We start from the raw sequence: 25,560 nt of genomic DNA on the forward strand, positions 1-25,560 counted from the left end.
TCAAATTTCGTGAATTGTCAAGAACTTTTTAAGAATATGACTCTATGATCTGATTGCAAAAAAACATGCAGCCCTGACGTATCAGGGCTGCATGCCGGGAGCGTATATGCTGCTGCGTATTACTTTCTGTCTGTCAATTCCTTGTAGGAATCGAGTCGGTCTTTCATATCTTTTTCCGTACGTTCGTAGAACTGTTCCGCCTGTTCCGGGAAGACTTTCTGCAACGATGCATACCGTACTTCTCCCAGGAGGAAGTCCTTCAGATCGCCCTTGGGATCTTTCGAATCCAGGGTGAAGCCGTTCTTGCCGGCTGCTTCTACATCCGGGTTATACCGGTAGAGATGCCAGTATCCGTTCTGTACGGCTTTCTTTGCTTCTATCTGGCTGAAGCCCATGCCCTTCTTGATGCCGTGGTTGATACACGGTGCATAGGCGATAATCAGGCTCGGTCCTTTATAGGCTTCGGCTTCTTTGATGGCCTTGATGCACTGGTTCATGTCAGCACCGAGGGCTACCTGGGCTACATAGACATAGCCATAGGTCATAGCCATGCGGCCTAAGTCCTTCTTCTTCGTCCGTTTGCCGCCAGCTGCGAATTTCGCAATGGCACTGGTCGGTGTCGCTTTCGACGACTGGCCGCCTGTATTGGAGTAGACTTCTGTATCCATGACCAGGACATTGACGTCTTCATCCTGGGCCAGGACGTGGTCCAGGCCGCCGTAGCCGATATCGTAAGCCCAGCCGTCGCCGCCGAAGATCCACTGACTGCGTTTTACCAGATAGTCGCGGCGGTCATAAATCCGTCTGCATACCGGGCAGCTGTCCTTTACGCCTTCCAGTGCGGCCGTAACCTTGTCGGCCCGTTCCCGTGTACCTTCTGTGTCATCGCGGTGATCATACCAGTCCTGCAGGACCGCTTTCACATCAGCCGGTGTCTGGTCGTTGGCCAGTACTTCCGCTACGTCCATGGCTACCTTTTCCCGTACCTGGCGGACGCCGAGGTACATGCCCAGGCCGTATTCGGCATTATCTTCAAAGAGGCTGTTGCCCCATGCCGGGCCGTGGCCGTCGGCATTGGTCGTGTACGGTGTAGACGGTACACTGTCGGCCCATACGCAGGAGCAGCCCGTCGCGTTGGCAATCATCATGCGGTCGCCGAAAAGCTGGGTGACCAGTTTGGCATAGGGTGTTTCCCCGCAGCCGGCACAGGCACCGGAGAATTCCAGCAGCGGCTGTTCGAACTGGCTGCCTTTGACGGTAAACTTGTTCATCGGATTGGCTTTCCGGCTGACACTCATAGCATAATCCCACAGAGGAGCTTTCTGTTCCTGTGTGCTGAACGGTTTCATGACCAGGGCCTTTTCTTTTGCCGGGCATACCTGGGCACAGCTGCCGCAGCCGAGGCAGTCCATGACGGATACCTGCATGGTGAAATTCATGTTTTTCATGCCTACAGCTGGTTTAGCCTGGAACCCTTCCGGTGCGGCTGCCAGTTCTTCGTCCGTTGTCAGGACCGGACGGATAGCGGCATGAGGACATACCATGGCGCACTGGTTGCACTGCAGGCAGTTTTCTACCTGCCATTCCGGTACATTGATAGCTACACCGCGTTTTTCATAGGCTGCCGTTCCCTGCGGGAAGGCACCGTCTTCCAGTCCGAGGAAGGCGCTGACAGGCAGGCTGTCCCCTTCCTGGGCATTGATCGGCTTCTGCAGTTTCGTGATGAATTCCGGTACGTCTTTCTGCGCTTCCGGTGCATCGGTCGCATCGGCCCAGGCTGCAGGGATATCGATTTTCACGATCTGCGATACGCCCTGGTCGATAGCGGCGTTGTTCATATCGACGACTTTCTGGCCTTTCTTGCCATAGTTGGTGACGACAGCGTCTTTCAGATATTTCACGGCATCTTCAACGGGGATGATATCGGCCAGTTTGAAGAATGCCGACTGCATGATCATGTTGAACCGGCCGCCCAATCCGATGTCCTGGGCAATCTTGACAGCATTGATCGTGTAGAACTGGATATGTTTCTGTGCCAGGGTCCGTTTCATCGATGCCGGCAGGTTCTGTTCCAGTTCGGCTGCATCCCAGATGGTGTTCAGCAGGAACGTGCCGCCGTCTTTGATACCGGCCAGTACATCGTATTTGTGTACATACGTCTGCTGCGAGCACGATACGAAGTTGGCTTTATTAATCAGATAGGAAGACGTAATCGGTGTCTTGCCAAAGCGCAGGTGGGATACGGTGATACCGCCGGATTTCTTCGAGTCGTAGGCAAAGTATGCCTGGGCATACATGTTGGTGTGGTTGCCGATGATCTTGACAGCCGACTTGTTGGCGCCGACCGTACCATCACTGCCGAGGCCCCAGAACTTGCAGGCCGTCGTACCAGCCGGTGTCGTATCGATGTCCTTGGTGACCGGCAGGGACGTATTGGTCACGTCATCGGTAATGGCAACGGTGAAATGGTCTTTCGGCGTATCCTGTTTCAGGTTTTCGAAAACGCTGAGGATATGGGTCGGTGTCGTATCCTTGCCGCCGAGGCCGGCACGGCCGCCTACGATGAGCGGTGCGTTTTCTACGCCGCTGTAGGCCTGGGTGACATCGAGATAGAGCGGTTCTGCCAGGGAGCCCTGTTCCTTCGTGCGGTCCAGGACTGCAATCTTCCGGACCGTTTCCGGGATATATTTGAAGAAGTATTTGAGCGAGAACGGACGATAGAGATGGACCGAAAGGAGGCCTGTCTTTTCTCCGTGGGCGTTGAGGTAATCCACCGTTTCCTTCGTCGCATCGCACAGGGAGCCCATGGCGATGATCATGCGGTCGGCATCAGGCGCACCATAGTAGGTGAAGGGGTGGTATTCCCGGCCGGTCAGTTCCGATACTTTTTCCATGTATTCTTCTACGATGTCCGGCAGGGCCTGGTAGTAGCGGTTCTGTACTTCCTGCTGCTGGAAATAGATATCGCTGTTTTCCAGGGAGCCTTTCAGCGTCGGATGGTCCGGGGACGAGCCGCGGTCGCGGAATTTCTTCAAGGCATCCTGGTCTACGAGTTTTGCCAGGTCGTCGTAATCCCAGGCTTCGATCTTCTGGATTTCATGGGATGTACGGAAGCCGTCGAAGAAGTTGAGGAACGGCACGCTGCCTTTGATAGCCGAAAGATGAGCAACAGCAGCCAGGTCCATGACTTCCTGTACGCTGGCTTCTGCGAGCATGGCAAAGCCGGTCTGACGGCAGGCCATGACATCGCGCTGGTCACCGAAGATAGACATGGTATTGGTGGCCAGAGCACGTGCTGCGACGTGGAAGACGCCCGGCAGGAGTTCGCCGGCAATCTTGTACATATTCGGAATCATAAGCAGCAGGCCCTGGGAAGCCGTATAAGTCGTGGTCAGGGCACCGGACACGAGAGACCCGTGTACAGCACCGGCAGCGCCGCCTTCGGCCTGCATTTCCTGGATCTTAACAACCTGGCCGAACATGTTCTTGACGCCCTGGGTTGCCCATTCATCCATTTTTTCTGCCATAGTCGAGCTCGGCGTAATCGGATAAATGGCTGCTACATCGGTAAATACATAGGACACATAGGCGGCAGCCGTGTTGCCGTCCATGGTCATCATTTTCTTACCCATCATAAAAACCCCCATTCTCAAATTACTAATAAATGTAGAACTTGGTTCAAGTATAGTATATCCACTGGGAAAGTTCAATATAAAGGTTTGTACCTTGCACAATAGATATCGCATTGCAACATTTATGCATACTGGTTATATATACATATAGCTAATTTATATAGTTAAACGTTTAAAATACCGGTATACCGGTATTTCTCGTGTAGGGATACATAAAAAACATACAAGCTCTTAAAAGCCAAAAAACGGTCACATTAAGCCAAACGTGCTTAATGTGACCGCTCATGTGTCGAGTTGGAGGTTTGTGTTTTCTATAGGATTTAAAATGTAAGCTCATCACCCATGCAGGTCTTCTGCGACATCGACAGACCCTGTCACTTTTTCTGGAAGGATAAACGACAAGGCAATGGCGACGCCGACCGGCACGATCCATCCCAGTCCACTCGTACCCAGGGGCAGATACGAAAGCATCTGGCCGGCCATTTCCAGATGGGCAAACTGATGGAGAATGTCAATGACGGCACAGACAGCCGCCGCTGCGACAGCCAGACGCATGCCAATACGGGAAAGGCTGACAAATTTATTGACGATAATCAGAAGGACGACCGTAATCGCCATAGGATACACAAACAGCAGGAGCGGCAATGTCACCTGAATAATCTGGTTCAGCCCCAGATTGGCTGCTGCAAAGCTGAATAGTGTAATAATCGTGACATACGCCTTATAAGATAACCGGGGAAACTCGCTGGCAAAAAATTCTGACACAGCGGCAATGAGGCCGACCGACGTAGTAAAACAAGTAATGGCGACCATGACCGCCAGGAACCAGACGCCTACAGGGCCGAACACGCTGTAGGAAGCCTGGGTCAGCACATACGCCCCAAGGTTGACTGCCGGATTCTGATACACCGATTCCGGAATAGGAAAATGATTTCCCAGAAGCCCCAGCCCCAGATAAAGGGCCGCCATAAGGATAGCAACCGAAGCTCCTGCCGCCCACACACTGATATAATATTCACGCTGGGAGGAAAATCCCATCTGACGCAGTGTCTGCAGGGCAATGATACAAAAAGCAAAAGCAGCAATCGTATCGACTGTATTATACCCTTCTATAAAACCACTGCCAAAAGCAGAAATGGCATAATTTCCGGCCGGTGCGGTCAGTTCTGTCGTCGTAAAAGCAGAAAGGCCCAGCACAAAGAGCGCAACAATCATAACGGCAAAGAGAGGCGTCAGTATCTTGCCAATGCGGGAGAGAAGTTTTGATGGCGTAATAGAAAGCCACCAGGCCAGAGCAAAATACAATGCCGTATATACCGCCAGCTGCAGCGTGCCATCACCGGCCAGAGGCAGAATGCCCACAGAAAAAGAGGTAGCTGCCGTACGGGGAATAGCCATCAGTGGTCCGATAGCCAGATAAATGAGAGTCAGCAGCACCAGGGAAAACAATGGAGATATCTTTTTATTCATTTCCGCACGGAAACCGCCGGGGTTGAACGTCCCCATGATGAGGGACACGACGGGCATGCCGACACCAGAAATAATAAATCCGATAATTGCCGGCCAGAATAAAGGCCCGGCCTGAAATCCAAGGGACGGGGGGAATATCAGATTACCTGCCCCAAAGGTCATGCCAAAAATCAGCAGACCAATCTGCATACCTTTTTTTACCATTTTATAATAGCTCCTTCATGAATTACCGAAAAACGTTACAAATTACGACACACTCAGTATATACCGTAAATTGTAAACAGGAAAATAGTCGATTTTTATCATAATCTATTTATAATTTCTATACTTTAAAATAAACCGGCTATTATTTGGCACATCAATAATGCCACGATGAAAAAAGGAGAAAACGGAAAAAATCAAAGAATTAAGACAATCGGTTATTTCCATTTTTCTCATGGTATTTTCTATATGTATTTTCTATATGTATTTTTTATATCCAATATGCGTTTTTATAATACATATTAGTATCCTGACACGAGGCAATTCGCCTGTACGGGCAAATTGCCGATGCCGATTCTCTCTTCTGGCTCAGCCTCTCTTCCATAGCATCGACTGTTTGTCCGGAAAAATTCACATGCAGTCTGCAGAATCAGCAGGGCAAAACAGATGCTTTATGATATAATGGTTTGAAAAGACATGAGAAAGAAGTTGAATAGGATGAAAATAATTGACGCCCATTTCCATTTTGCTGATTTTCCCGGTTTTAATGAACTGGCCATCGCCGCCGGTCATGAAAACACGGCAGAACATCTGGAAAAAGAATACAAACGCCTGGGCATCATCTGCGGTATCGTCATGGGTAATAAAACGTTGTCATTAGAGGGACATCACTATCCGTCCTTTATGCGTTATTGCATCGGTCTGGACCGCTTTGCCATTGAAGAAGATCACGAAAGACAGTTATCGCTCGTTGAAGCACACCTGAAACGCTCCGACTGTGTCGGCCTTAAACTGTATCCGGGATATAACCACTTTTATGTCTATGATAAAAAAATGGACCCGTTTTTTGCACTGGCTGCCAAATACCATAAACCCGTCGCAATCCACACGGGCCTCACGGCGACAAATGACGCTCTTTTAAAATACAGCCATCCCTTTACACTGGACGAGGCGGCTGTCCGTCATCCCGATGTACAGCTCGTCATGTGCCACATCGGCAATCCGCTGCTGGAAAGTGCCATTGCCGTATTGGAAAAGAACCAGAACGTCGCCGTCGATCTTTCCGGCCTTCTGGAAGGACGAATCGGCGATATGGACCGTTTCCTGAAGGAAAATCACTGGTACATCGATACGCTCAAAGGCTGGCTCGTCTATCTTCATGCCTGGGACCGCGTACTTTTCGGTACAGACTGGCCCCTGCCCAACCTGGATGAATACATCACCCTTACCAAAGCCATCGTACCGGAACCGTACTGGGAAAACGTATTCTGGAAAAATGCCGCCCGTATCTATCATCTCGAACAATTCATCGACTGAGAACTATCTGTTGTACTCACCCATAAAAAAGGGCATAGCATGACGGTTTCTGCCATCACGCTATGTCCTTTCGTATATCTATCCGTGTATCTGTTCGTTCTTATAAGCTCTTTGCAGCCTTTACGATATCGTCAGCGGTAAGGCCATATTTCTTGAGCAGGTCTGCGGGAGATCCCGATTCGCCAAACGTATCCTGGATGCCGACAAAGGCTTGTTTTGTCGGGCAGTTTCTGGCCAGAGTTTCTGCAACGGCCGAACCGAGACCACCCATGACGGTCGCTTCTTCTGCCGTAACGACTTTGCCTGTCTTCCTGGCTACATCAATGATAAGCTGTTCATCGAGCGGTTTAATCGTATGGATATTGACAACTGTCGCCTGGATGCCTTCCTTAGCCAATGTTTCTGCCGCTTCCAGCGCCTTGCCAACCATGATGCCCGTTGCAATGATGGCTACATCGCTGCCATCGCGCAGGACTTCACCTTTTCCCCACTGGAATTTGTAATCATCACCGTGGATGTCATCGACGGCAGCACGGCCGAGGCGGATATATACAGGGCCGACGTATTCTACAGCGGCTTTGACTGCTTCTTCCGCTTCTTTGGCATCGGCCGGATTGATGACCGTCATGTTCGGCAGCGTCCGCATGAGGGAAATATCCTCTATGGCCTGATGGGTACCGCCATCTTCCCCGACAGTAAGACCGGCATGGGTAGCACAGATTTTAACGTTCAGATTCGGGTAGCAGATGGAATTGCGGATGATTTCAAATGCCCGGCCCGTAGCAAATACTGCAAAGGTACTGGCAATAGGAATCCGGCCGGCGGCAGCAAATCCAGCAGCCGTCCCCATCAGATCCTGTTCGGAAATCCCCATATCAAAATACCGTTCCGGAGCAACGGTCTTAAAATTATTCGATTTTGTCGCAGCGCCCAAATCGGCTTCCAGGACGACGACTTTCGGGTTTTTGTAGATTTCAGTCTTGAGAATATTGCCATATGCGGCACGAGTAGCTGTCCCCATTATGCTTCGCCTCCCAGTTCGTTTAATGCCTGCGCACACTGTTCCTGATTCGGAGCCTTACCGTGCCAGCCAACCTGATTTTCCATGAACGATACGCCTTTGCCCTTAATGGTTTCGGCAATGATTGCCGTCGGACGGCCTTTCGTTTCTTTTGCCAGGGTAATAGCAGCCCGGATGGAATCATAGTCATGGCCGTCAATAGCGATGACATTCCAGCCGAATGCACGGAATTTGGCATCAATCGGATTGACATTCATGACTTCATCGTTGCTGCCATCGATCTGCAGCCCGTTGTGGTTGACGAAGAGTGTCAGATTGTCCAGCTTATACTGGGCCGAAGACATGGCGGCTTCCCAGATCATACCTTCCTGGATTTCCCCGTCGCCACACATGACATAGACGCGCCAGTCCGCCTGGTCCAGTTTGGCTGTCAGAGCCATGCCATTAGCTGCAGAAAGTCCCTGTCCCAAAGAACCGGTAGACATATCTACGCCGGGAGTATGTTTCATATCAGGATGCCCCTGGAGCATGGCGCCGCACTTGCGCAGATGCCACAGTTCTTCTTCCGGGAAATATCCCCGTTCTACCAGTGTCCCATATAAGGCAGGTGCACAATGGCCTTCTGAAAGGACAAACCGGTCCCGGTCTGCCATTTTCGGATTTTTAGGATCGATGTGCATGACTTCGAAATAGAGGACCTGTAACATATCTGTAATAGAAAGAGATCCGCCGGGATGACCCGAGCCGGCTTCTGTCAGCATCTTGACGATGTTTTTGCGCACATGGCACGCATGCTGCGCCAGTTCTTCATTTTTCATATGAATTACTCTCCTATCGTAAATATAATAGTAGCTGTATATATTATTCTATCATCAAACGGCTATCAGGGCTAGTATAAATCATTGTTTTATCTATACTGTCCATCAATGGATTTCCAATATGACGCCGTCCTGAAAATCATCGGCTTCGGGAGCTTCATCTCCCCCAAGCATGATACAGCCCGGCCGGTCAGGCACATCCGAAGCTTTGAAACAAAGCGTGCAGTGTCCCAGTTCTTCCATAGTCTGATTGACGCTGTCCCCTACGGCGGTCACATCATATACTTTTTCTCCCAAAAGGACCGTATCGCCCGGCCCGATAGGTGCCAGCAGTTTTTGTGACTGGTGCAGGACGGCTATTTCTGCCAGTTCTGCCGGTACGGTTTCATCGAAAAGAATGATGAATGGCACATCTTCTTTTAAAAAGTGAAGCGCATCACTGCCGACATGCGTTATAACGCTGTGATATTTCAAGTAAGTTCCTCCCTGGTATGAATATCTTAGTCCTGTAAAACAGACATTTCATTATAGCCCACTTCAGAATCTAATACAAGCCGATACTGGCTGCATAAGCAATCAGGACGGAAAGCGGGCCCGTAATGACCCGTGAATAAAGAACAGCCGGCACCCCCAGTTCAATCGTGTCGGGATCGGCTTCTCCCAGACTGAGGCCGACGGGCACAAAATCTGCCCCTACCTGGGCATCAATGGCAAACAATGCTGGCAGTGCATATTGCACGGGGATGTTGCCCAGTGCGATCTGAGCCCCGACGAGTGTCCCCACCACCTGGGCAATGACGGCACCGGGTCCAAGAATCGGGGAAATAAAAGGGATGGCACAGATAAAGGAAATGACCAGCATCCCCGGCAGGGTACCGGCGACGGGGGAAATCGTATTGGCAATGACCGTTCCGATTCCGCTGGCATTGATGATGCCCAGGATCATGCTGACAAAGGCCATGAACGGCAGGATATTTTTGATGACCACATCGATGGTTTCCCTGCCGGCAGCGTAAAATTTATTGACAATCTGACCGATGCTGATTCCGATACGGGTGATGATATTCCGCTTCTGACCTGCCCGGGCCGCATCAATTTTCCGCTTCAGATCTTCTCTCTTGTGGACGGCATCGACATCTTCCGTACGGAGCAGGGCCGCCTGAACCGACGATTCATCGGCATAATCCAGATTTGTTTCCTTGACATCCGATACATACAGTTCCGGTGTCATGAATCGTGCCAATGCTCCTGATTTTCCGACAGGAAGGACATTGATAGTCAGGATATTTTTGCGGGGATAGACACCGCATCTCGCCGTGCCACCGCAGTCGATGACGACGGCCAGTATTTCACTTTCCGGTATGGCATGGGAAAATCCATCTACGGCTTCGCCACCACACATATCGGCAATTTTGACAGCCAGAGGATGAATCCCTCCCCCGGTAATGCTGACGATTTTATGCTTTTCTTCTGTCGGTACCAGCGTCAGCGGGCCTCCCCAGCCGCCACTGCCACGGCGTACAATGACTGGTTTATACATGATCTGCCTCCTGTGTTTTCCGTCGTCCATCGCGTGCTTTCAAATACAGGTATATCTTTTCCGTAATCAGGCCGCGTAAAAAGATGATGATAATCCCGACCAGAAAATAGCGCACGGCCAGTTCGCCCAATTCATAGCCCAGGGCCTGTACACCGGCGGCAATCCCCATATAGACAAACAGTTCACTGCCATTTGCGTGAGGAAACAGCCCTGTCACCGGATGAACAAAACTGACAGCCGCATCATAAAAGGCCGGTTTATACTTTTCTTCAACAAATTGCCCGAAGGTAAAACACATAGGACTGCCCATAAAGATAATAGCCAGGACCGGGACGACGGTATAACGGGTCAGCGTATATTTTGTCGCCTTTTTGGCCACGTGATAAAACCGTTCCTCCCCGATAATCTTGATTAATGAATTAACGGCCGTCATGAGGACGATGATCAACGGAATAATACCTGTGACAAAAGCCGTAAACGTGTCTCCGCCCGCCTTAAAAAGAGCCATAAATCCATTAGCTATAGCTGCTATCGTTTCCACTCACTGTTCCTCCTCTTCATGTATGAATGCTGCTATTCCTCTGGCGCAGGATTCATCGGTAATCAGTACATTTATAAATCCGCCACGCAACGCTCCCAGTACGGCTTTTATCTTACTCCTGCCGCCGGCAATGGCAATGCGCCGTGGTACGTGCTTCAAATCCTGCAGCTGCAGTCCGGCCACTCGTTCATTATATGATTCATACGGTGCCGTCTGTCCATCCTGGTCGAAATACTGCAGAGAAATATCCCCTACGGCACCAGCAGCAGAAAACGCTTCCAGTGTATGGATATCTACATAATTCAGGCGTACTGCCGTAGACCGGCTGCTATCCAGAGTGCCGATACCAAAAACGGCGGCTTCCAGGCGGTCGTATAAATCAAATACGGGACGCACGGCCCTTTCTTTGCGGAACCCGGCCAGAACTGCCGGATCAGTAAAGATAGCCGGCGAATAGAGCTGCAGCCGCTCCCCGCCAAAACGCCGTGCGAATTCACCCGTGAGAAAATTGGCATGGGTTTCACTCCCTTCGCCGATACCTCCCACCAGGGGAACAAAGGTACAATGGACCGGTTCCAAATTCCCGCACTCTGCTTTTATCGTCTGCAGCAGTGTCCATCCCATAGAAATCCCAACGTAATCGCCGTTGTGCAGCACCCGTGCCAGATAGGATAAAGCCGCACTTCCCAGGGCGCTGCAGCCAACTTCCGCTCCGCTCTGTGCTGGACTGTCACAAACCACGATGGCTTCTTTCAGGGAAAAAGCCTCTTCGAGCTGCCGTTCCAGTTGTCCATAGGCCGTAGCATCGGGATTGACTATTTCAATGCGTACAATGCCCAGTTCCCGTCCTGATTTCAGCATCCGCGATACCGATGGCCGGGATACGCCGAAGATGTCACAAATTTCCTGCTGACTCTTTTCCTGACGGTAATACAAATCACAACATTTATATATCAGACGTGGATCATCTACTAACTTTTTCATTTGTTCAATGCCTTTCCAAATGTAAACGAAACAACTATATTATACGGATAAACGCCCGGTCTGTCCAGTCTTTTTTCTTCCCCTCTTGTCAGCGGCCGTCATGAAAGGTATAGTAAGTAAGGAACAGGAATACTAATTTTTTTGTGAAAGGACACACCATGTTATCTTATACTCTCATGACCTGTGATATGGATGGCACTCTTCTCAGTGACGATGCCACCATCTGTACGCGCAATATCCAGACAATACGCCAGGCTATCGGAGCAGGGCTTCATTTCGTTCCCTGCACGGGCCGGGGCTTTGAATCGTTGAATCATATCCAGGAAACACTGGGCATTTACCAAAAACCGGGAGAATATGTCATTTCCTATAACGGGGCCCTTATTACGGAAAACAGTCATAATGACATTCTCTATGAAGACGGGCTTCCCTGGGATATTGCCAGCGCTCTTTACGACTTTGGCGTAGCTCACCATATCACCATGCATATCTACCCCTATGGCAAGGTATATTTGTATAATTACGTTCCCTTTGAACGGGCATTCCTCGAAGGGCGCATGCCCAACATAGAAACATTTGAACCATCCCTCGATTTTCTCAAAGGGCAGACAGTCTATAAAATCGTCTATATGGATCCGGATCTTCCAACACTCAACCGATACCGCCAGCAGCTCGGCTCCCTCCTCGATGACGTGACAGTCAGTTACTCCAGCGACCGGTACATCGAATTCAACCATAAAAACGTCACGAAAGGAACGGCCCTGCGGAAACTGGCAGGACTGCTTCATATTCCCATCAGCCAGACGCTGGCTATTGGCGATAATATCAACGACACGGAAATGCTGAAAGCCGCGTCTTTCAGCGTCGGCGTCCACAATCTGAACGAAGCCATCCGGCCGTACTGCAACGTCGTCACAGAAGCTACCAATAACGAAGGTGCCGTCGCAGAAGCCATCGAACGATTTATTTTGAAACAATAGCAAAAACGGAGCTTACCATGAAAAAAGTACCATCATGGCAAGCTCCGTTTTTTGTTCGGATTTTCTATATACATTATCATTGCAGGTCAAGGATCATTTCCACTGTCTCCAGCTCCACAGAGGCTGAAGATACAGATAGACCGCAGCAGCCAGACTGGATACGGGAGCCGATACAGCTGCCAGTGGTACCGCTGCGGCTATGCACCAGGGAATGAGGGCTGCACTGACAATGACCGTATCTTCCAAAGCCAGCATCATGTCTTCCTTATCCTGTACCAGGTCCTGACAGATTTGCTCAGTCAGGATGACGGCCAGCGTCTGGGCGCAGGAAACCATACTGATAAAAAAGGACACAATCCAGATGCATCCAAAGGGATTGAGCCATTTTTTCAGCACCATCACACCGTGCCGGATTCCCAGGAGCAGTCCCGTACGTTCAAACAAACCGGCGTAGGTTGCCGACAGGCCAATAATGGCAATGGAAGGAAGCATCGACAATACGCCACCTCCGTCGAGAAGCGCTGCCAGTGCCGGTTCGGGACAACGATATCCCGTAAGGAGCATAGGGAGGAGATCAGCCACCGCCATATGCTGAAGCGTCACGGTCAGGACAAAGGCGACGAAAATACTCAGTCCCATCGTTTTGCGCACATCCATCTGCAACAGGGAACACACAATAATCAGTATCGCCGGTATGAGCGTCAGCCAGTGCAGCTGGAACGATGAAGAAAATAAATGCCATACGTCCAGCCCCATCCCTGCACTGCTTCCGGAATGCCATCCTGCCAGTCCATAGATGACGCAGGACAGGACAAACGGTATTATAGCACGGCGTGCCATGAGCACGAGATTATGAAAGAAGTCCGTATTCGTCACGGCAGCTACCAAAAGGGCACTCGTCGAAAGGGGCGAACAGCGGTCGCCAAAAAAAGCCCCGCTCATGATGGCGCCCCCGGTCCATACCGGACTGGCTCCCAGGAAATTGGCTACAGACATACAGATGACCCCCATGGTAGCGGCCGTGCCAAATGCCGTCCCGGTGAGACAGGAAATACAGCAGTTCAGCACAAAGGTCATGACGAAGAACACTTCCGGCCGGATCATATTTCCTGCCAGCGATACAATCATGGGAATCGTGCCACCGGCCCGCCAGACCGTCGTCAGCATGCCAATCAGTACCATAACCATCAGAATGGTACTGACCGTTTTCAAGCCGCGTAAGGAATTTTGCCACAACTCTCCGGCAGGGATATGACGCCATAGGCCATAGGAAAAAAAGAATATATATCCTGCCGCCAGTGCCCAGACAACAGAAAAATGAAATATTACACAAAAAATCAGGGATACTACAAATAGTCCCAGTACCAGCCACGCCACGTAAAACACCTTCTTCAGTAAAATCCCCCACGCCTCATGAATCTGATTTTTCTGAATCGCGTCGCAGCTTATCCAGGACCTGGGCTTTTAAATCCTGCACAGCTTCTTTCAGCCACGTCTCACGCTGTGTTTCATCACCCAGACATTCCAGCGCTTTTGGAATGGCCTTGCCAAAAAGGATCTGTTCCGTCTGATAACTGCGGTACACGCCGAGCTTGCAGGCATTGGCAAAATGTTCGCAATTATGAAACAGCAGGTCATATTTTTTATTGCCAATACAGGCCCTGGCAAAGGCAATGGTTTCAGGGACCGGGCAAAGTTGTTCCTGTTCTTTCTCCGTATACTGCCGCACTTCAATGATGCCACCCTGACGAAACTCTTCCAGAGAAATCGCCCTGATTTCCGTGTCCCACCAGTCAATGGGATTATAGTCATCATCTCCGGCAAAAGCGATGACTTCCTCATCGCTGACATAAATCCCGTGATGATAATACAATCCGCCCAGCCGGCGTACGCGTATATGATCTCCCTGCCGGGGAATCTGTATTTCCCAATGCTCCGGTGATCCATCATCGGTGAGCAGTGATACAATCGAATTCAAATCAATAGCCATAATGCCGTCTCCCTGCGTTTATGTTTTCTGGCATTATTCTACTATGATTTGTCCATTTTTCCAACTGTCTTTTTCACAGCTTCTGCCGGATCGGTAAGCCCGGGAACGGCCCGGCAGAAACGGCCCAGATATATATACTGGCCACCGTACCATAAGGGGAATACCGTTTCTGATACCGGCAGAACAGGTCTTTGGTGATGTTCCGGTGCCGGTATATCATGCGCAGGCCCCGTAATATGGCAAGGTCCCCATAGCTCATCACAGCGGTCCGCTCCAGGCAATGAATGAGCAGCATTTCCGCCATCCATCGGCCAATACCCGGCAGCTGGCAAAGAGTCTGGCAAAACAGGTTATCCGGCATAGCTGATACGGTCTCTGCCTGGATCCGCCCTGACACGAATTCGCGGGATATTCAGAGATAAGCAATTTCCCTTTCTCCATAGGGAAAGTACCTGTCAGCCATGTCTATTCTCCTTCTCCAGCTGCAGCAGATATTTTTTTGTTTCCAGCCCTGCCGCATAACCGGTCAGGCTGCCATCAGCTCCGATGATACGGTGACACGGAATGAGAATCAGAATGGGATTACGGTGATTGGCCATTCCTACGGCCCGGCTTGCTTTGGGATTCCCTGCCATTTGGGCAATTTCGCCATAGGTCCGGGTCTGGCCATACGGAATCTGGCATAAGGCATTCCATACGCGCTGCTGGAAGGGAGTACCTGACGGCGCCAGCGGCACATCAAAAGACCGCTGGCGGCCAGCAAAATATTCCTGTAATTCTTCACGGCATTGCCGGATGAACCGATTCTCTACCGTCTTATCTTCCATTCCTGCCGGCCTTTCTTCTGCAGAAATCCGTTCTACAGCCGTAACAGCCGTATCCGAAGCGGTGATTTTCAGAATGCCTATGGGGGATGTCATATAACCATATATCTTATTTCCCTTGTTTTCCTGTATCATAGATGTATTCATAATTCCACCTCATTTCACATAAAATAGAATACACTTTATTTTATCGAAAAACGAAGCTGCTATCTTCTCAAAAATGGATTTCTAATTTACAATGACAATGTAAAAAACAGGTTGGCAAGGCCTGGCTATTTTATATAATAGAACCAGGAGGTGGATAAAACCATGAACGCAGAAGAAAAGTGGCAGGCGGTCTGCCGCTGTGATGTAAACTACGATGGAATATTCTGGTACGGTGTGAAAAGTACAGGTATTTTCTGTAACCCGTCCTGTAAATCCCGCCGCCCCAAAAAAGATAATATCGTTTATTTTGATTCTCCCCGGGAAGCCATAGATGCGGGCTACCGGGTCTGCAAACGGTGCCGTCCCGACCTGCAGTCCTATGACCCAAACCGGCTTCTGATCCGCCACATAAAAGAAATATTAGATCATAACGCCTGCAACCCGCAGAAACTGCAGGAAGTACTGAGACAGATTCCTATGACGTCCCATCATTTCAATCAGCTGTTCAAGGACCATTATGGTCAGACTCCCCATGCATATGTCTTGAACAGGCGTCTGGAAAAAGCAGCCTCTATGCTGAAAACCAGCAGTCAATCGGTGTTGGATATCGCCATGGCTGCTGGTTTTGGTAGTATATCTTCGTTTTATGCGTCATTCCGACGGGTTTACGGCGTGTCACCGGCCCGGTACAGGGAACTAAATCTATAACGTATCGGGTGGCGCTGTTGGCACAGTTTTTTTATTTATGAAGACGATGATAAGGAGCATCAAAGTATTTCCCGGCCCGGATGTCATCGGTCATTCCCGGATAGGGAGCTTCTGAAATGACATCTTCATTATCCTGACCGGCTTTACCGATATAAGTAATTTTGGCAAATTCCGGTACCAGATACTTAGGATACGTTTCATACTTTTCCCGTGATTCTTCCATCAGGGGAATATGTTCATTCTGGAAGCAGACCGTGATATCCGGATGTTCCTGAACCCATTTCGGGAAAAAGATAGTGCCATGCATACGATATTCATCAGGCATGAAGTCAAGGGCTACGTCAGTACCTGTCGGTTCCGTCCAGGTTACTTTAAAGACTCCATCCGTCAGTTTTACAATGTTTGCTTCCTGATTTTTGACCCAGCGTCCTGCAACCATGCCTCCATGGATACGGTAATCGACCGTATGGTCATTCTTGGCATACCATTCGTATTCCCAGCCATTATCATATGTATAGATAAAATGCGTCCCCAAGAAGTCTTCTAATTCTTTGAATTTCATAATCGCCCCTCCAAATCATGTAAATAATGACATATTTTTGACACGTTTTATTGTACATCTCTTCTCTATTTATGTCAATTATTACATGTTTTAAATTTCATGATTTTTGTCAGAAAATATGCTATACTGAGACAAAACACATAGGGAAGGAAGAGTTTTATGGCCCAAAAAAATATCTTAAAATACATCATCCTCGGCCTGCTGAATCACAAAGAACTGGCCGGTTACGACCTGAAAAAACTTTTTGAAGGCGAAGTAGGCGACTTTTGGTCTTCCAACCACAGCCAGATTTACCCGGAACTGCGGCGTATGGAAGAAAAGGGACTCATTACCAGCCACAGCGAAACGGTCGGCACGAAACTGGAAAAAAAATACTACCGCATCACCCCGGCCGGGCAGGAAATCCTTTCCGCCTGGATGCATGAACCCCTGAGCAGCCTTGTCCCCAGCCGCGATGAATTCACGATGAAACTCTACCTCATCGATGATCCCCGGGACCCGCTTCTCGCCCAGCTTTTCCGGGAAGAAATTGCCCGTCATCAGAAAAAGTACGACTATCTGCGTTCCCGCTGGGAAGCCCTGTTCCGCACACAGGAAGACCGGCTAAAGCATTTCGGCCATTCCCTCATCCTGGAACAGGCTATCGAACGGGAAAGGCAGCGGCTGCAATGGCTTGTTGATACAAAAAGAAATATGATACAATAAAGTTAATATATTTAATATCTTATATTGTTTATAGACTCTTCTTGATCAATTATGTTGAAAGGTGGTTTGTTAGTGAAATTTCCAAAAAATAACTTACAACCAAGCATTGTCTTTCCCAGTATTTTGTTCATTGGAATTGTCGTCATAAGCTGTATCTTTTTCCCCATTCGGACAGATACAGTTTTAAGCAGCATAAAAGAATATATATTCAGTTCCTGCAGTTGGGTGTACATCCTTTGTGTCGCCTTTTTCTTTCTTTTCCTGGTCATCTTGTGCCTTGGAAAACTCGGTGATATCCGCTTGGGAAACGAAGATGAAGAACCGGAATTTTCTTTTTTTTCCTGGTTATGCATGTTGTTTTCGGCCGGCATGGGCATTGGTTTGATGTTCTTCGGCGTAGCCGAACCGATTGTCCACTTATCAGCTCCTTTGCACGGGTCAGCCTCTCCCCTGGTACAAACGAAAGAAGCCATGCTGAACACTCTTTTTCACTGGGGTATCCATGCCTGGGCTATTTATAGTATCATCGGTCTTGCCCTGGCCTATTTTGGATTCCGATATCAGCTTCCCGTAACCCTGCGTTCCGGTTTTTATCCCCTTCTTAAAAATAAATTGAATGGTTTCTGGGGCAATTTGATTGATATCGTCGCCCTCTGTGCAACTATCTTTGGCCTGACGACGACGCTGGGCTTCGGAGCCATGCAGCTCAACGCTGGTCTGAGTGCTGTCGGCATTTTCTCAACACCATCTTTTTCCCACATTATTCTCTTGATTGTCATCGCCGTCGGTCTTGCCATCTTGTCAGCCATTTCTGGCGTAAGTAAGGGCATCCGCTACATGAGCCAGGGAAATCTGATTCTGGCCATCTCCCTTCTGTTATTCATTCTCGTCGCCGGCCCGACTGTATATATTTTATCTTCCTTTACGGAAAACGTGGGATACTATCTGACCCACATCATCGAATTATCTTTCCGTACATTTGCCTACGAAAGCACAAAAGAGGAATGGTTTACTAACTGGACCATCACCTATTGGGCATGGTGGATTTCCTGGGCACCATTCGTCGGTCTCTTTATCGCTAAGATTTCCAAAGGACGCACGATACGCGAATTTGTTGTCTGTGTTCTTTTAGTACCGACCCTTTTCAATATCTTCTGGATGACTGTATTTGGCAACGGGGCTATCTGGGTTGATGCACAAACCGGCGGCATACTGACCAATGCAGCCGCTGAAACAGAAAAACTCTTGTTCCTGTTTCTGGACCAATTCCCCTTCGCTCTGGTCACATACCTGATTGCGTTACTGGTCATTGCTATTTTTTTCATCACTTCAGCCAATTCAGGAATCTTTGTCATCAACAGTATCGCCTCACAAGGAAAAAACACCTTTCCCAAATGGCAGACGGTCTTATGGGGCTCCTTGCTGGCACTACTATCCATCGGTCTGCTCTATTCCGGTGGCCTCCAGGCCTTACAGACGATGACCGTCATCATTGCCCTTCCTTTTGCCATCATCATGATCCTGATGGTTTTCTGTTTATTACGCGGTTTGATGATCGATAATGCCTATTTCAGCAGGAAATTGTCTGAAAGCACGGTTTATTGGGACGGCTCTCATTGGCAGGACTGTCTGAAAAAAATCATATCCGTAGGAACGCTGGATGATTTTCAACGTTTTCTGAAGCAAACCGTAGATCCAGCTTTCAAAGAACTGCGCCAGGAATTCTTACGCAACGGCATTTCCGTCCAGATTCAGGTGTGTAATGATAGTCATCAGGCATATCGTGAGCTAGTTGTCGAAAGTGGGAGCCTCCGCAATTTTATATACGGTATCCACTATCGGGCCAATGATGTGTCAGATACAGTCGTTGGCTCCCTGTCCTTCCCGACCATAACGGAAGAAGAAAATTACGAGCCTATTTGTTATTTTGCTGACGGACGCCGTGGATACAGCATTAAATATATGCAGAAAGATGAATTGATCACAGACGTTCTCCGTCAATATGAACGCTATGTCAAAATGTTGGCAACAGGCAAACACGACCTGTATTTGTCTGATAAAGTACATCTAGAACAAGGAGAAAAACGATGAACCGATGGAATAATCTAATCGATTTAAAAGGCGACTCGGCCTCGATAGAAATCATCAATCAGCGCATTCTGGCTGACGCAACCATAGAAGGCACAAACTTGGTTGTCTTAGTCATGGCCATCATGATTGCCTGTATCGGGCTGAACATGAATAGCGTTGCCGTCATCATCGGGGCCATGCTCATTTCCCCCCTGATGGGCGGTATCGTAGCAACAGGCTATGGCATGGCAACATACGACGTCCCCTTTATCCGCAAGTCCCTGATTAAATTATCTTTCCAGGTAGGCCTTGCCGTATTAACAGCCTCAATTTATTTTCTCATTTCACCTTTGACCACTCCTACAGATGAAATGCTGGCACGGACCACTCCCACTATTTGGGATGTTCTCGTAGCCTTATGCGGTGGAATTGCTGGTGCCGTCGGAAATACACGGAAAGAAAAAAGCAATGTCATCCCAGGCGTCGCCATTGCTACGGCACTGATGCCGCCTCTCTGCACGGCTGGATATGGTTTTGCTTCAGGAAACTATACATTTTTTCTAGGAGCCTTGTATCTATTTTTCATCAATGCCTTTTTCATTGCCTTGTCTTCGTTCTTGGTATTTAAGATTCTGAAAGTCCCGCCTCACGGCAATGTCGCTGAAGCTCATTTTCGCAAACAGCGTCTCATTTTAGTTATCCTCGGCCTATTAATTACGATTCCAAGCATCTATATGGCTCATCTAACGGTAAAAGATGCGCTCCAGGAAGTCCAGGTCAAATCTTTTATAGAAACAAACATGAATTTTGAAAAAACTAGTGTCGTTTCTTACACACTAAAAGATAAGACCTTGACAATTGATCTTGTCGGGGCTGTCCTGACGGAAGAACAAATAGACCAGCTTAAATCGAACATAAATAACTATCCACGTCTTCAAGGCATATCTCTTTCTATTATCCAGGGAAACAGGAATCTGAACACTGAGGAAGTGCAGCGATTGATCAATTCACGTATAGAAAAACAAGGCAAAGCCGAAAAAGAAGCTTCGTACAAGATGCTGACCAGTAAATATTACCCAGCTTACGAACGTGCTGCAGCAGACCAGCAGGTCATCCAGATTCTAAACAGCCAGGCTCCTTTATTATTCCCGGAAATCCAGTCTGTCCGGGGTGGCACGCTAACAGCCTTGCATCGAGATAACGATACGAAAGACGGTACATTTGGCTACGACCGTTTCATGGCCGAAGTTACCGTCAGAACTCCCCTTAGTGCCGATGACGCGCAGCGTCTGCATGATTGGATCAAAGGTCAGGTAAACATGCCTGTCATTCTGAATGTCCAGACCAGCAATGCTCCCAGCGAATACTATGGCAACGGGATTCAATGGTAAAATCAAAACTGCTTTAAGCAGCTGAAAAGTATACTGACCCCCAATTGTTAGACCAAAACTCTAACGATTAGGGGGTCGTTTTGTTATTTATTTAATTTACTCTGGCTTGATAGCAGATGAATCTATCTTCAAATTTTCTGTAATCGCTTGAAAAAATCAGTACTCTAAAGAGCTATCTCTGAGATGTTCGCCAAAAAAGGTAAGGTCAAATATCGAGTCCCGAACATACTTCCTGATCCAGTACCTGTAACAGGCCGATGTAATCTTTTTTGATGTGGCGGTAGATATCCTGAGCCGTTTCTTCATTACGTTGGATTATCGCCTCAATCGTGCGACAAGCCCCTACGTTTGACACTTCGGGCAGTAGTGGGTACCGCGGCCGTTCAGTTTCGTGTATTCGATAGTCGTGCCGCAGACCGTACACGGCGTGCCTTCCCGGCCGTAGACGCGGAGGTTGTCCTGGTTCTGTCCTTCTTTGCCATTGCCACTGATAAAGTTGCGGATTGTCGTGCCACCGTGTTCCAGGCCTTCCCGGAGGACGGCGACGATGGCTTCATGAAGACGGACCGCTTCTTTTTTCGTGACTTTATCGCTATGACGCATGGGCCGGATGCCCGCCCGGAACAGGGCTTCATCTACGTAAATATTACCAAGTCCGGCTATCTTCGATTGATCCATGAGGACCGTTTTGACAGGCCGGCTGGTCTGTTTCAACAGGCCGTACAGGTATGCTTCTGTAAATTCGGTACTAATTGCATCCGGCCCCAGGCTGTCATAGCCTTTGATACCCGTCGGTCCCTGGGAGGGAACGAGCCAGAGACAGCCGAGCGTACGGATATCCCGGTATAACAGCCATCCCTGGCTGAGAGTAAACGTGATATGGACAGCCCGGCCGGCATACTTACCGGGATGGTCTTCATAGAGCAGACTACCCGTCATGCGCATATGGGCCAGAAACGACCAGGGGCCGCTACAGTGGATAAATAGATACTTTCCCTTACGACTCACGCCTTCAATGGTCTGTCCTGTTAAAGCAGTGGCAAAGCGGTCCGCCGTCGTGTTCCGGATAAGACGTGGCAAATCCGTCTCTACCTGAGTAATCATCTGCCCTCTGATATGGTCATCGATGAAAGCCCGTATGGTTTCTACTTCCGGCAATTCAGGCATATAGGTTCACCTACTTTGCTTCTTCCCAGTTAGAACCACTGTGGATATCGACTACGAGGGGGACAGACAGTTCGACGATGTGTTCCATCGTGTCTTTCAGCAGTCGTTCTACTTCTGCTTTTTCCGCCTCCGGCACTTCCAGAACTAGTTCGTCGTGAACCTGTACGAGGATCCGGCTTCTGAGGCCGCGCTGTTCCAATTCATCCTGTACGGCATTCATAGCCAGCTTGATAATGTCGGCGGCACTTCCCTGGATAGGCGTATTCATGGCCGTTCGTTCGGCAAAGGAACGGCGGGTGAAATTCTTGCTGTTGATTTCCGGCAATGCCCGGATGCGTCCAAACATGGTATGAGTCATACCGCTTTCCCGGGCTTCGGAGACCAGTTTTTCCATATATCCATGGACACAGTTGTAGCGGGCAAAATAGGATTCAATATATTCTTTGGCCTGCTTGCGGGAGATGGAAATATTGCGGGCCAGGCCAAAGTCGCTGATTCCATAGATGATACCGAAGTTGACGGCTTTGGCATGGGACCGCTGTTCCGATGTCACGTCGTCGAGAGGAATGCCAAACACTTCCGACGCCGTCCGCCGGTGGATATCCTGTCCCTTTTTAAAACCGTCTATCATCGTCGGATCCTGTGACAAATGAGCCAGCAGGCGCAGTTCAATCTGCGAATAATCGCCAGAGACAATGTAGTCATATCCTTCTCCCGGTATGAACAGGGACCGTATTTTCCGCCCCTGTTCCGTGCGGATGGGAATATTCTGGAGATTGGGATCGGAACTGCTAAGGCGTCCCGTCGCCGTGACCATCTGGTTAAAGGACGTATAAATCCGGCCTGTTTCCCGGGAAATAAGAGGTTCCAATCCTTCGAGATACGTGGAAATCAGCTTCTTTAACGCCCGGAATTGTAAAATCTTATCAATCATGGGATGCTTGTCCCGGAGTTCTTCCAGTACGGAAGAATCGGTTGAATATCCCGTCTTCGTCTTTTTAATGACCGGAAGCTGCAGCTTTTCGAACAGAATCTGCCCCAGTTGCTTGGGGGAATTGATATTAAACACTTCACCCGCATCGTCATAAATAGACTGTTCCAGTTCATCAGCTTTCAGTGACAGTTCCCGTTCCATTTCCTGCAGGCGCGTTTCATCGACAGCAAAGCCATTCATTTCCATGACAGCCAGCGTATGGATGAGCGGTTCTTCGATGGATTGATATAACTCATCCAGCTTAAATTCTTCCAGAGACTGTTTTTCTTTTGGCCAGAGAGCATACACAAATGCAGCTCCTTCATCACAGCGCACCGTATCCGGTGCTTCCGGATTTTCAGCCAGCGGCACGGCAAACTTTTCCGATAAATAGGTCAGGCCATACGCAGTCCGCGTCGGATCAAGCAGATATGCCGCCAGAGTGACATCGGCCAGGGGAAGTTTTTTCCCCGTGGCAGCCCATACGGTTTTCGAAAGCCTCTTGCCATCCGATGTAATGACCAGGCCTGCTTTTGAAAGAGCAGCCAGCCATTTAGCAGCGTCTTCACCGGGAATCTGCAGGATGCCATCAGCTGTTGCCAGAGACAGGTAGGTCACATGAGGCACGGGAAGTGCCGCATCATACAGGGCTTCCACGGCTACAGTCATGCCGGAAAGCTTTTCCGGCTGCCATTGGGAACGATCGAGATATGACAGCGTCACCGCGTCCGCCTTAGGAGCAATATGGGAAAACCGGTCAAACGAGGCAAACCGTTCCAGAAGATTCTTGAATCCGAGCTGACGGAACAGACTAGCCACATCTTCTTCCCTCGGCTGTGGTACAAAATCATCCAGGGAATAGGTCAATGGCACATCACAGCGGATGGTAGCCAACTGTTTGGAAAGAAACGCCGAGTTCTTATTCATGCTCAGCTTTTCTTTCAGCTTTTTGCCGCTTACATCGTCGATATGATCATAGACGCCTTCTACACTGTGAAACTGGGAAATCAGCTTTAATGCCGTTTTTTCTCCTACGCCGGGCACGCCGGGGATATTATCTGCCGTATCTCCCATAAGTGCCTTCATATCGATGACCTGAGCCGGCGTATAGCCATATTCTTCTTCCATGACCTGCGGCGTCACGGCCAGCATATTGGTGATCCCCTTTTTCGTCAGATGAACGGTCACACTGTCATCGACAAGCTGCAATGCGTCACGGTCTCCTGTGACGACGGCAATATCGAGATTCTCTTTTTCCAGTCCCCGTGCCAGTGTGCCGATGATGTCGTCCCCTTCATATCCTTCCTGTTCCAGGATGCATATTCCAAGGCACTGGAGCACTTCGCGGATCAGGGCAAACTGTGGGCGCAGTTCATCGGGTGCCGGTTTCCGCGTCCCTTTGTACTCGCTGTACAATTCATTGCGGAAAGTATGTTTATCCTTATCGAATGCTACGGCTACATATTTCGGGTCCAGTTGTTCATACAGCTTCAAAAGCATGTTCAAAAAGCCATAGACGGCATTTGTATAGTTCCCCTGACTGTCTGTCAGTACGGGAATCGCATAAAATGCACGGTATAGCAGGCTGTTTCCATCGATGATGGCAATTTTATCTTTCATACTAACCTCTTCTATCTTCTGCGTAAGCGTCCCCTAACGGTGGCGCAGCAGCGTTTTTACAATCTGATACACTAAGACGATGACCGCACCTCCCAGCAGATACGGCAATGCCAGTATCAAGAAGCCCAGTGCGCTGATGATAATAGCCAGGACACAGAAAATGATAAAGCCGATGGCCAGCTTGATGCGCAGGGGCAGGCCGTGAGTCATATAAATATGGACATTGGACTGACTTTCTTCCTGTTCCTTTTTTTCTTCATAGACAGTGCCGTCTTCGTTAATGGTCTGTCCTTTGAAATTATCACGTTCGTCATCAGACAAGACAGAAGCTCCGCGGTTTTCTACCTCTGCCTGGTGGCAGCGTTCGCAAAGTCCGTCCGGATAGACTGCTTCATTATCACAATAGCGGCATTTCATGGTATTCCTCCTCATCAGCGCCGTTCTTTCATGCGCCGTTCTATATCGCGTTTTGCTTCTTTTTCGGCCAGGGCCTGACGCTTATCATACAGTTTTTTACCACTGACCAGGGCCACTGTTACCTTTACCTTTCCCTTTTTGAAATACAGATTCAGCGGAATCAGAGTATATCCCTTTTCTTTTGTCTTGCCAAACAATTTCAGTATTTCATACTTATGCATGAGAAGACGCCGTGTCCGCAGGGGATCATGATTAAACCGGTTCCCCTGTTCATACGGACTGATATGCATTCCCAGCAGGAGTAATTCCCCATGCTCAATGCGGCAGAAACTATCCTTCAGGTTTGCCTTTCCCTGACGCAGGGACTTAACTTCCGTCCCTGTCAGGGCAATACCGGCTTCGTACGTTTCATGTATAAAATAATCATGACGGGCCTTGCGGTTTTCCGCAATATATTTTACCCCGCTCGTTCCTTTTGCCAA

The 25,560-nt window shown here is 49.1% G+C and carries 23 protein-coding genes; 6 read left to right on the forward strand and 17 right to left on the reverse strand.

Features of this window, described 5'->3' with window-relative positions; genetic code table 11:
• Window positions 1–119 precede the first annotated feature (119 nt).
• Complete coding sequence (gene nifJ / locus ACGTIC_RS10825) at window positions 120–3,632, reverse strand: pyruvate:ferredoxin (flavodoxin) oxidoreductase (RefSeq protein ID WP_113855655.1); 3,513 nt, start codon at window positions 3,630–3,632, stop codon at window positions 120–122.
• 336 nt (window positions 3,633–3,968) lie between these two features.
• Window positions 3,969–5,306, reverse strand: a complete 1,338-nt coding sequence (brnQ, locus tag ACGTIC_RS10830; protein ID WP_113855654.1) for a branched-chain amino acid transport system II carrier protein — start codon at window positions 5,304–5,306, stop codon at window positions 3,969–3,971.
• Window positions 5,307–5,801: 495 nt separating this feature from the next.
• Between brnQ and ACGTIC_RS10835 the strand changes: the two genes are divergently transcribed.
• On the forward strand, window positions 5,802–6,620 hold the full coding sequence (locus ACGTIC_RS10835) for an amidohydrolase family protein (protein WP_059075340.1): 819 nt from the start codon (window positions 5,802–5,804) through the stop codon (window positions 6,618–6,620).
• A 100-nt stretch (window positions 6,621–6,720) separates the two neighbouring features.
• Here the strand turns inward: ACGTIC_RS10835 and ACGTIC_RS10840 are convergent, their stop codons facing one another.
• From ACGTIC_RS10840 to ACGTIC_RS10865, 6 genes are all read right to left on the reverse strand, one after another.
• Window positions 6,721–7,641: a transketolase family protein gene (locus ACGTIC_RS10840; protein ID WP_059075341.1), complete on the reverse strand. Its 921-nt coding sequence runs from the start codon at window positions 7,639–7,641 to the stop codon at window positions 6,721–6,723.
• Window positions 7,641–8,459, reverse strand: coding sequence for a transketolase (locus ACGTIC_RS10845; protein ID WP_059075342.1), 819 nt, complete (start codon window positions 8,457–8,459; stop codon window positions 7,641–7,643). Before ACGTIC_RS10845 ends, ACGTIC_RS10840 begins: the two co-directional genes overlap by 1 nt.
• Before the next feature lie 105 nt (window positions 8,460–8,564).
• Complete coding sequence (locus tag ACGTIC_RS10850) at window positions 8,565–8,933, reverse strand: PTS glucitol/sorbitol transporter subunit IIA (RefSeq protein WP_113855653.1); 369 nt, start codon at window positions 8,931–8,933, stop codon at window positions 8,565–8,567.
• A gap of 70 nt (window positions 8,934–9,003) precedes the next feature.
• Window positions 9,004–9,999: a PTS glucitol/sorbitol transporter subunit IIB gene (locus ACGTIC_RS10855; RefSeq protein WP_059075344.1), complete on the reverse strand. Its 996-nt coding sequence runs from the start codon at window positions 9,997–9,999 to the stop codon at window positions 9,004–9,006.
• Window positions 9,992–10,540 (reverse strand): PTS glucitol/sorbitol transporter subunit IIC, encoded by a 549-nt coding sequence (locus tag ACGTIC_RS10860; protein ID WP_059075345.1) that lies wholly within the window; start codon window positions 10,538–10,540, stop codon window positions 9,992–9,994. The genes ACGTIC_RS10855 and ACGTIC_RS10860 overlap by 8 nt, the downstream gene beginning before the upstream one ends.
• Window positions 10,541–11,524 carry a sugar-binding transcriptional regulator gene (locus tag ACGTIC_RS10865; RefSeq protein ID WP_075581277.1) on the reverse strand — a complete coding sequence of 328 codons (984 nt, stop codon included), beginning with the start codon at window positions 11,522–11,524 and terminating at the stop codon, window positions 10,541–10,543.
• A 158-nt stretch (window positions 11,525–11,682) separates the two neighbouring features.
• Here ACGTIC_RS10865 and ACGTIC_RS10870 point away from each other — a divergent pair, with 158 nt between their 5' ends.
• Complete coding sequence (locus tag ACGTIC_RS10870) at window positions 11,683–12,504, forward strand: Cof-type HAD-IIB family hydrolase (RefSeq protein ID WP_059075347.1); 822 nt, start codon at window positions 11,683–11,685, stop codon at window positions 12,502–12,504.
• Window positions 12,505–12,597: 93 nt separating this feature from the next.
• On the opposite strand, the gene ACGTIC_RS10875 is transcribed toward ACGTIC_RS10870, so the two are convergent.
• From ACGTIC_RS10875 to ACGTIC_RS10890, 4 genes are all read right to left on the reverse strand, one after another.
• A complete protein-coding gene (locus tag ACGTIC_RS10875; RefSeq protein WP_113855652.1) occupies window positions 12,598–13,890 on the reverse strand; it encodes a Na+/H+ antiporter NhaC family protein in 1,293 nt (430 codons plus the stop codon).
• A gap of 25 nt (window positions 13,891–13,915) precedes the next feature.
• Window positions 13,916–14,494, reverse strand: a complete 579-nt coding sequence (locus ACGTIC_RS10880; protein ID WP_113855651.1) for a lecithin retinol acyltransferase family protein — start codon at window positions 14,492–14,494, stop codon at window positions 13,916–13,918.
• 73 nt (window positions 14,495–14,567) lie between these two features.
• Complete coding sequence (locus ACGTIC_RS10885) at window positions 14,568–14,855, reverse strand: hypothetical protein (RefSeq protein WP_162816228.1); 288 nt, start codon at window positions 14,853–14,855, stop codon at window positions 14,568–14,570.
• A 94-nt stretch (window positions 14,856–14,949) separates the two neighbouring features.
• A complete protein-coding gene (locus tag ACGTIC_RS10890) occupies window positions 14,950–15,465 on the reverse strand; it encodes a methylated-DNA--[protein]-cysteine S-methyltransferase (RefSeq protein WP_113855649.1) in 516 nt (171 codons plus the stop codon).
• Between the two features lie 162 nt (window positions 15,466–15,627).
• Between ACGTIC_RS10890 and ACGTIC_RS10895 the strand changes: the two genes are divergently transcribed.
• On the forward strand, window positions 15,628–16,173 hold the full coding sequence (locus tag ACGTIC_RS10895; RefSeq protein WP_113855648.1) for a bifunctional transcriptional activator/DNA repair enzyme AdaA: 546 nt from the start codon (window positions 15,628–15,630) through the stop codon (window positions 16,171–16,173).
• A gap of 31 nt (window positions 16,174–16,204) precedes the next feature.
• Here the strand turns inward: ACGTIC_RS10895 and ACGTIC_RS10900 are convergent, their stop codons facing one another.
• Window positions 16,205–16,735, reverse strand: coding sequence for a phenolic acid decarboxylase (locus ACGTIC_RS10900; protein WP_113855647.1), 531 nt, complete (start codon window positions 16,733–16,735; stop codon window positions 16,205–16,207).
• A 159-nt stretch (window positions 16,736–16,894) separates the two neighbouring features.
• Here ACGTIC_RS10900 and ACGTIC_RS10905 point away from each other — a divergent pair, with 159 nt between their 5' ends.
• The 3 genes from ACGTIC_RS10905 to ACGTIC_RS10915 are packed head-to-tail and all read left to right on the forward strand — an operon-like array spanning window position 16,895 to window position 20,901.
• On the forward strand, window positions 16,895–17,440 hold the full coding sequence (locus tag ACGTIC_RS10905; protein ID WP_059075360.1) for a PadR family transcriptional regulator: 546 nt from the start codon (window positions 16,895–16,897) through the stop codon (window positions 17,438–17,440).
• 51 nt (window positions 17,441–17,491) lie between these two features.
• Window positions 17,492–19,531 (forward strand): BCCT family transporter, encoded by a 2,040-nt coding sequence (locus tag ACGTIC_RS10910; RefSeq protein WP_394522631.1) that lies wholly within the window; start codon window positions 17,492–17,494, stop codon window positions 19,529–19,531.
• Entirely contained in the window at window positions 19,528–20,901 is a 1,374-nt protein-coding gene (locus ACGTIC_RS10915; protein ID WP_113855646.1) for a DUF389 domain-containing protein, read from the forward strand. The genes ACGTIC_RS10910 and ACGTIC_RS10915 overlap by 4 nt, the downstream gene beginning before the upstream one ends.
• A gap of 342 nt (window positions 20,902–21,243) precedes the next feature.
• Here the strand turns inward: ACGTIC_RS10915 and mutM are convergent, their stop codons facing one another.
• From mutM to smpB, 4 genes are read right to left on the reverse strand one after another with little or no spacing between them, the layout of a single operon-like run.
• Window positions 21,244–22,068: a bifunctional DNA-formamidopyrimidine glycosylase/DNA-(apurinic or apyrimidinic site) lyase gene (mutM, locus tag ACGTIC_RS10920; RefSeq protein ID WP_113855645.1), complete on the reverse strand. Its 825-nt coding sequence runs from the start codon at window positions 22,066–22,068 to the stop codon at window positions 21,244–21,246.
• A 10-nt stretch (window positions 22,069–22,078) separates the two neighbouring features.
• Window positions 22,079–24,661 carry a DNA polymerase I gene (gene polA, locus ACGTIC_RS10925; RefSeq protein WP_113855644.1) on the reverse strand — a complete coding sequence of 861 codons (2,583 nt, stop codon included), beginning with the start codon at window positions 24,659–24,661 and terminating at the stop codon, window positions 22,079–22,081.
• 33 nt (window positions 24,662–24,694) lie between these two features.
• Window positions 24,695–25,078, reverse strand: a complete 384-nt coding sequence (locus ACGTIC_RS10930; RefSeq protein ID WP_200817462.1) for a hypothetical protein — start codon at window positions 25,076–25,078, stop codon at window positions 24,695–24,697.
• A gap of 14 nt (window positions 25,079–25,092) precedes the next feature.
• Window positions 25,093–25,560 carry an SsrA-binding protein SmpB gene (gene smpB, locus ACGTIC_RS10935; RefSeq protein ID WP_059075364.1) on the reverse strand — a complete coding sequence of 156 codons (468 nt, stop codon included), beginning with the start codon at window positions 25,558–25,560 and terminating at the stop codon, window positions 25,093–25,095.

Origin of the sequence: Megasphaera hexanoica, assembly GCF_043520715.1 — a bacterium.
In the GTDB taxonomy this organism is placed as follows: domain Bacteria; phylum Bacillota; class Negativicutes; order Veillonellales; family Megasphaeraceae; genus Megasphaera; species Megasphaera hexanoica.

Excerpts from the sequence above, each read along its gene's own strand:
- ACGTIC_RS10835 (WP_059075340.1), top strand. The coding sequence starts at position 5,802 with ATGAAAATAATTGACGCCCATTTCCATTTTGCTGATTTTCCCGGTTTT.
- ACGTIC_RS10900 (WP_113855647.1), bottom strand. The coding sequence starts at position 16,735 with ATGAAATTCAAAGAATTAGAAGACTTCTTGGGGACGCATTTTATCTAT.
- ACGTIC_RS10905 (WP_059075360.1), top strand. The coding sequence starts at position 16,895 with ATGGCCCAAAAAAATATCTTAAAATACATCATCCTCGGCCTGCTGAAT.
- ACGTIC_RS10885 (WP_162816228.1), bottom strand. The coding sequence starts at position 14,855 with ATGCCGGATAACCTGTTTTGCCAGACTCTTTGCCAGCTGCCGGGTATT.
- ACGTIC_RS10870 (WP_059075347.1), top strand. The coding sequence starts at position 11,683 with ATGTTATCTTATACTCTCATGACCTGTGATATGGATGGCACTCTTCTC.
- ACGTIC_RS10880 (WP_113855651.1), bottom strand. The coding sequence starts at position 14,494 with ATGGCTATTGATTTGAATTCGATTGTATCACTGCTCACCGATGATGGA.
- brnQ (WP_113855654.1), bottom strand. The coding sequence starts at position 5,306 with ATGGTAAAAAAAGGTATGCAGATTGGTCTGCTGATTTTTGGCATGACC.
- ACGTIC_RS10890 (WP_113855649.1), bottom strand. The coding sequence starts at position 15,465 with ATGAATACATCTATGATACAGGAAAACAAGGGAAATAAGATATATGGT.
- ACGTIC_RS10895 (WP_113855648.1), top strand. The coding sequence starts at position 15,628 with ATGAACGCAGAAGAAAAGTGGCAGGCGGTCTGCCGCTGTGATGTAAAC.
- ACGTIC_RS10840 (WP_059075341.1), bottom strand. The coding sequence starts at position 7,641 with ATGGGGACAGCTACTCGTGCCGCATATGGCAATATTCTCAAGACTGAA.
- ACGTIC_RS10930 (WP_200817462.1), bottom strand. The coding sequence starts at position 25,078 with ATGAAATGCCGCTATTGTGATAATGAAGCAGTCTATCCGGACGGACTT.
- mutM (WP_113855645.1), bottom strand. The coding sequence starts at position 22,068 with ATGCCTGAATTGCCGGAAGTAGAAACCATACGGGCTTTCATCGATGAC.
- ACGTIC_RS10910 (WP_394522631.1), top strand. The coding sequence starts at position 17,492 with ATGTTGAAAGGTGGTTTGTTAGTGAAATTTCCAAAAAATAACTTACAA.
- ACGTIC_RS10915 (WP_113855646.1), top strand. The coding sequence starts at position 19,528 with ATGAACCGATGGAATAATCTAATCGATTTAAAAGGCGACTCGGCCTCG.
- nifJ (WP_113855655.1), bottom strand. The coding sequence starts at position 3,632 with ATGGGTAAGAAAATGATGACCATGGACGGCAACACGGCTGCCGCCTAT.
- ACGTIC_RS10855 (WP_059075344.1), bottom strand. The coding sequence starts at position 9,999 with ATGTATAAACCAGTCATTGTACGCCGTGGCAGTGGCGGCTGGGGAGGC.
- ACGTIC_RS10845 (WP_059075342.1), bottom strand. The coding sequence starts at position 8,459 with ATGAAAAATGAAGAACTGGCGCAGCATGCGTGCCATGTGCGCAAAAAC.
- ACGTIC_RS10865 (WP_075581277.1), bottom strand. The coding sequence starts at position 11,524 with ATGAAAAAGTTAGTAGATGATCCACGTCTGATATATAAATGTTGTGAT.
- polA (WP_113855644.1), bottom strand. The coding sequence starts at position 24,661 with ATGAAAGATAAAATTGCCATCATCGATGGAAACAGCCTGCTATACCGT.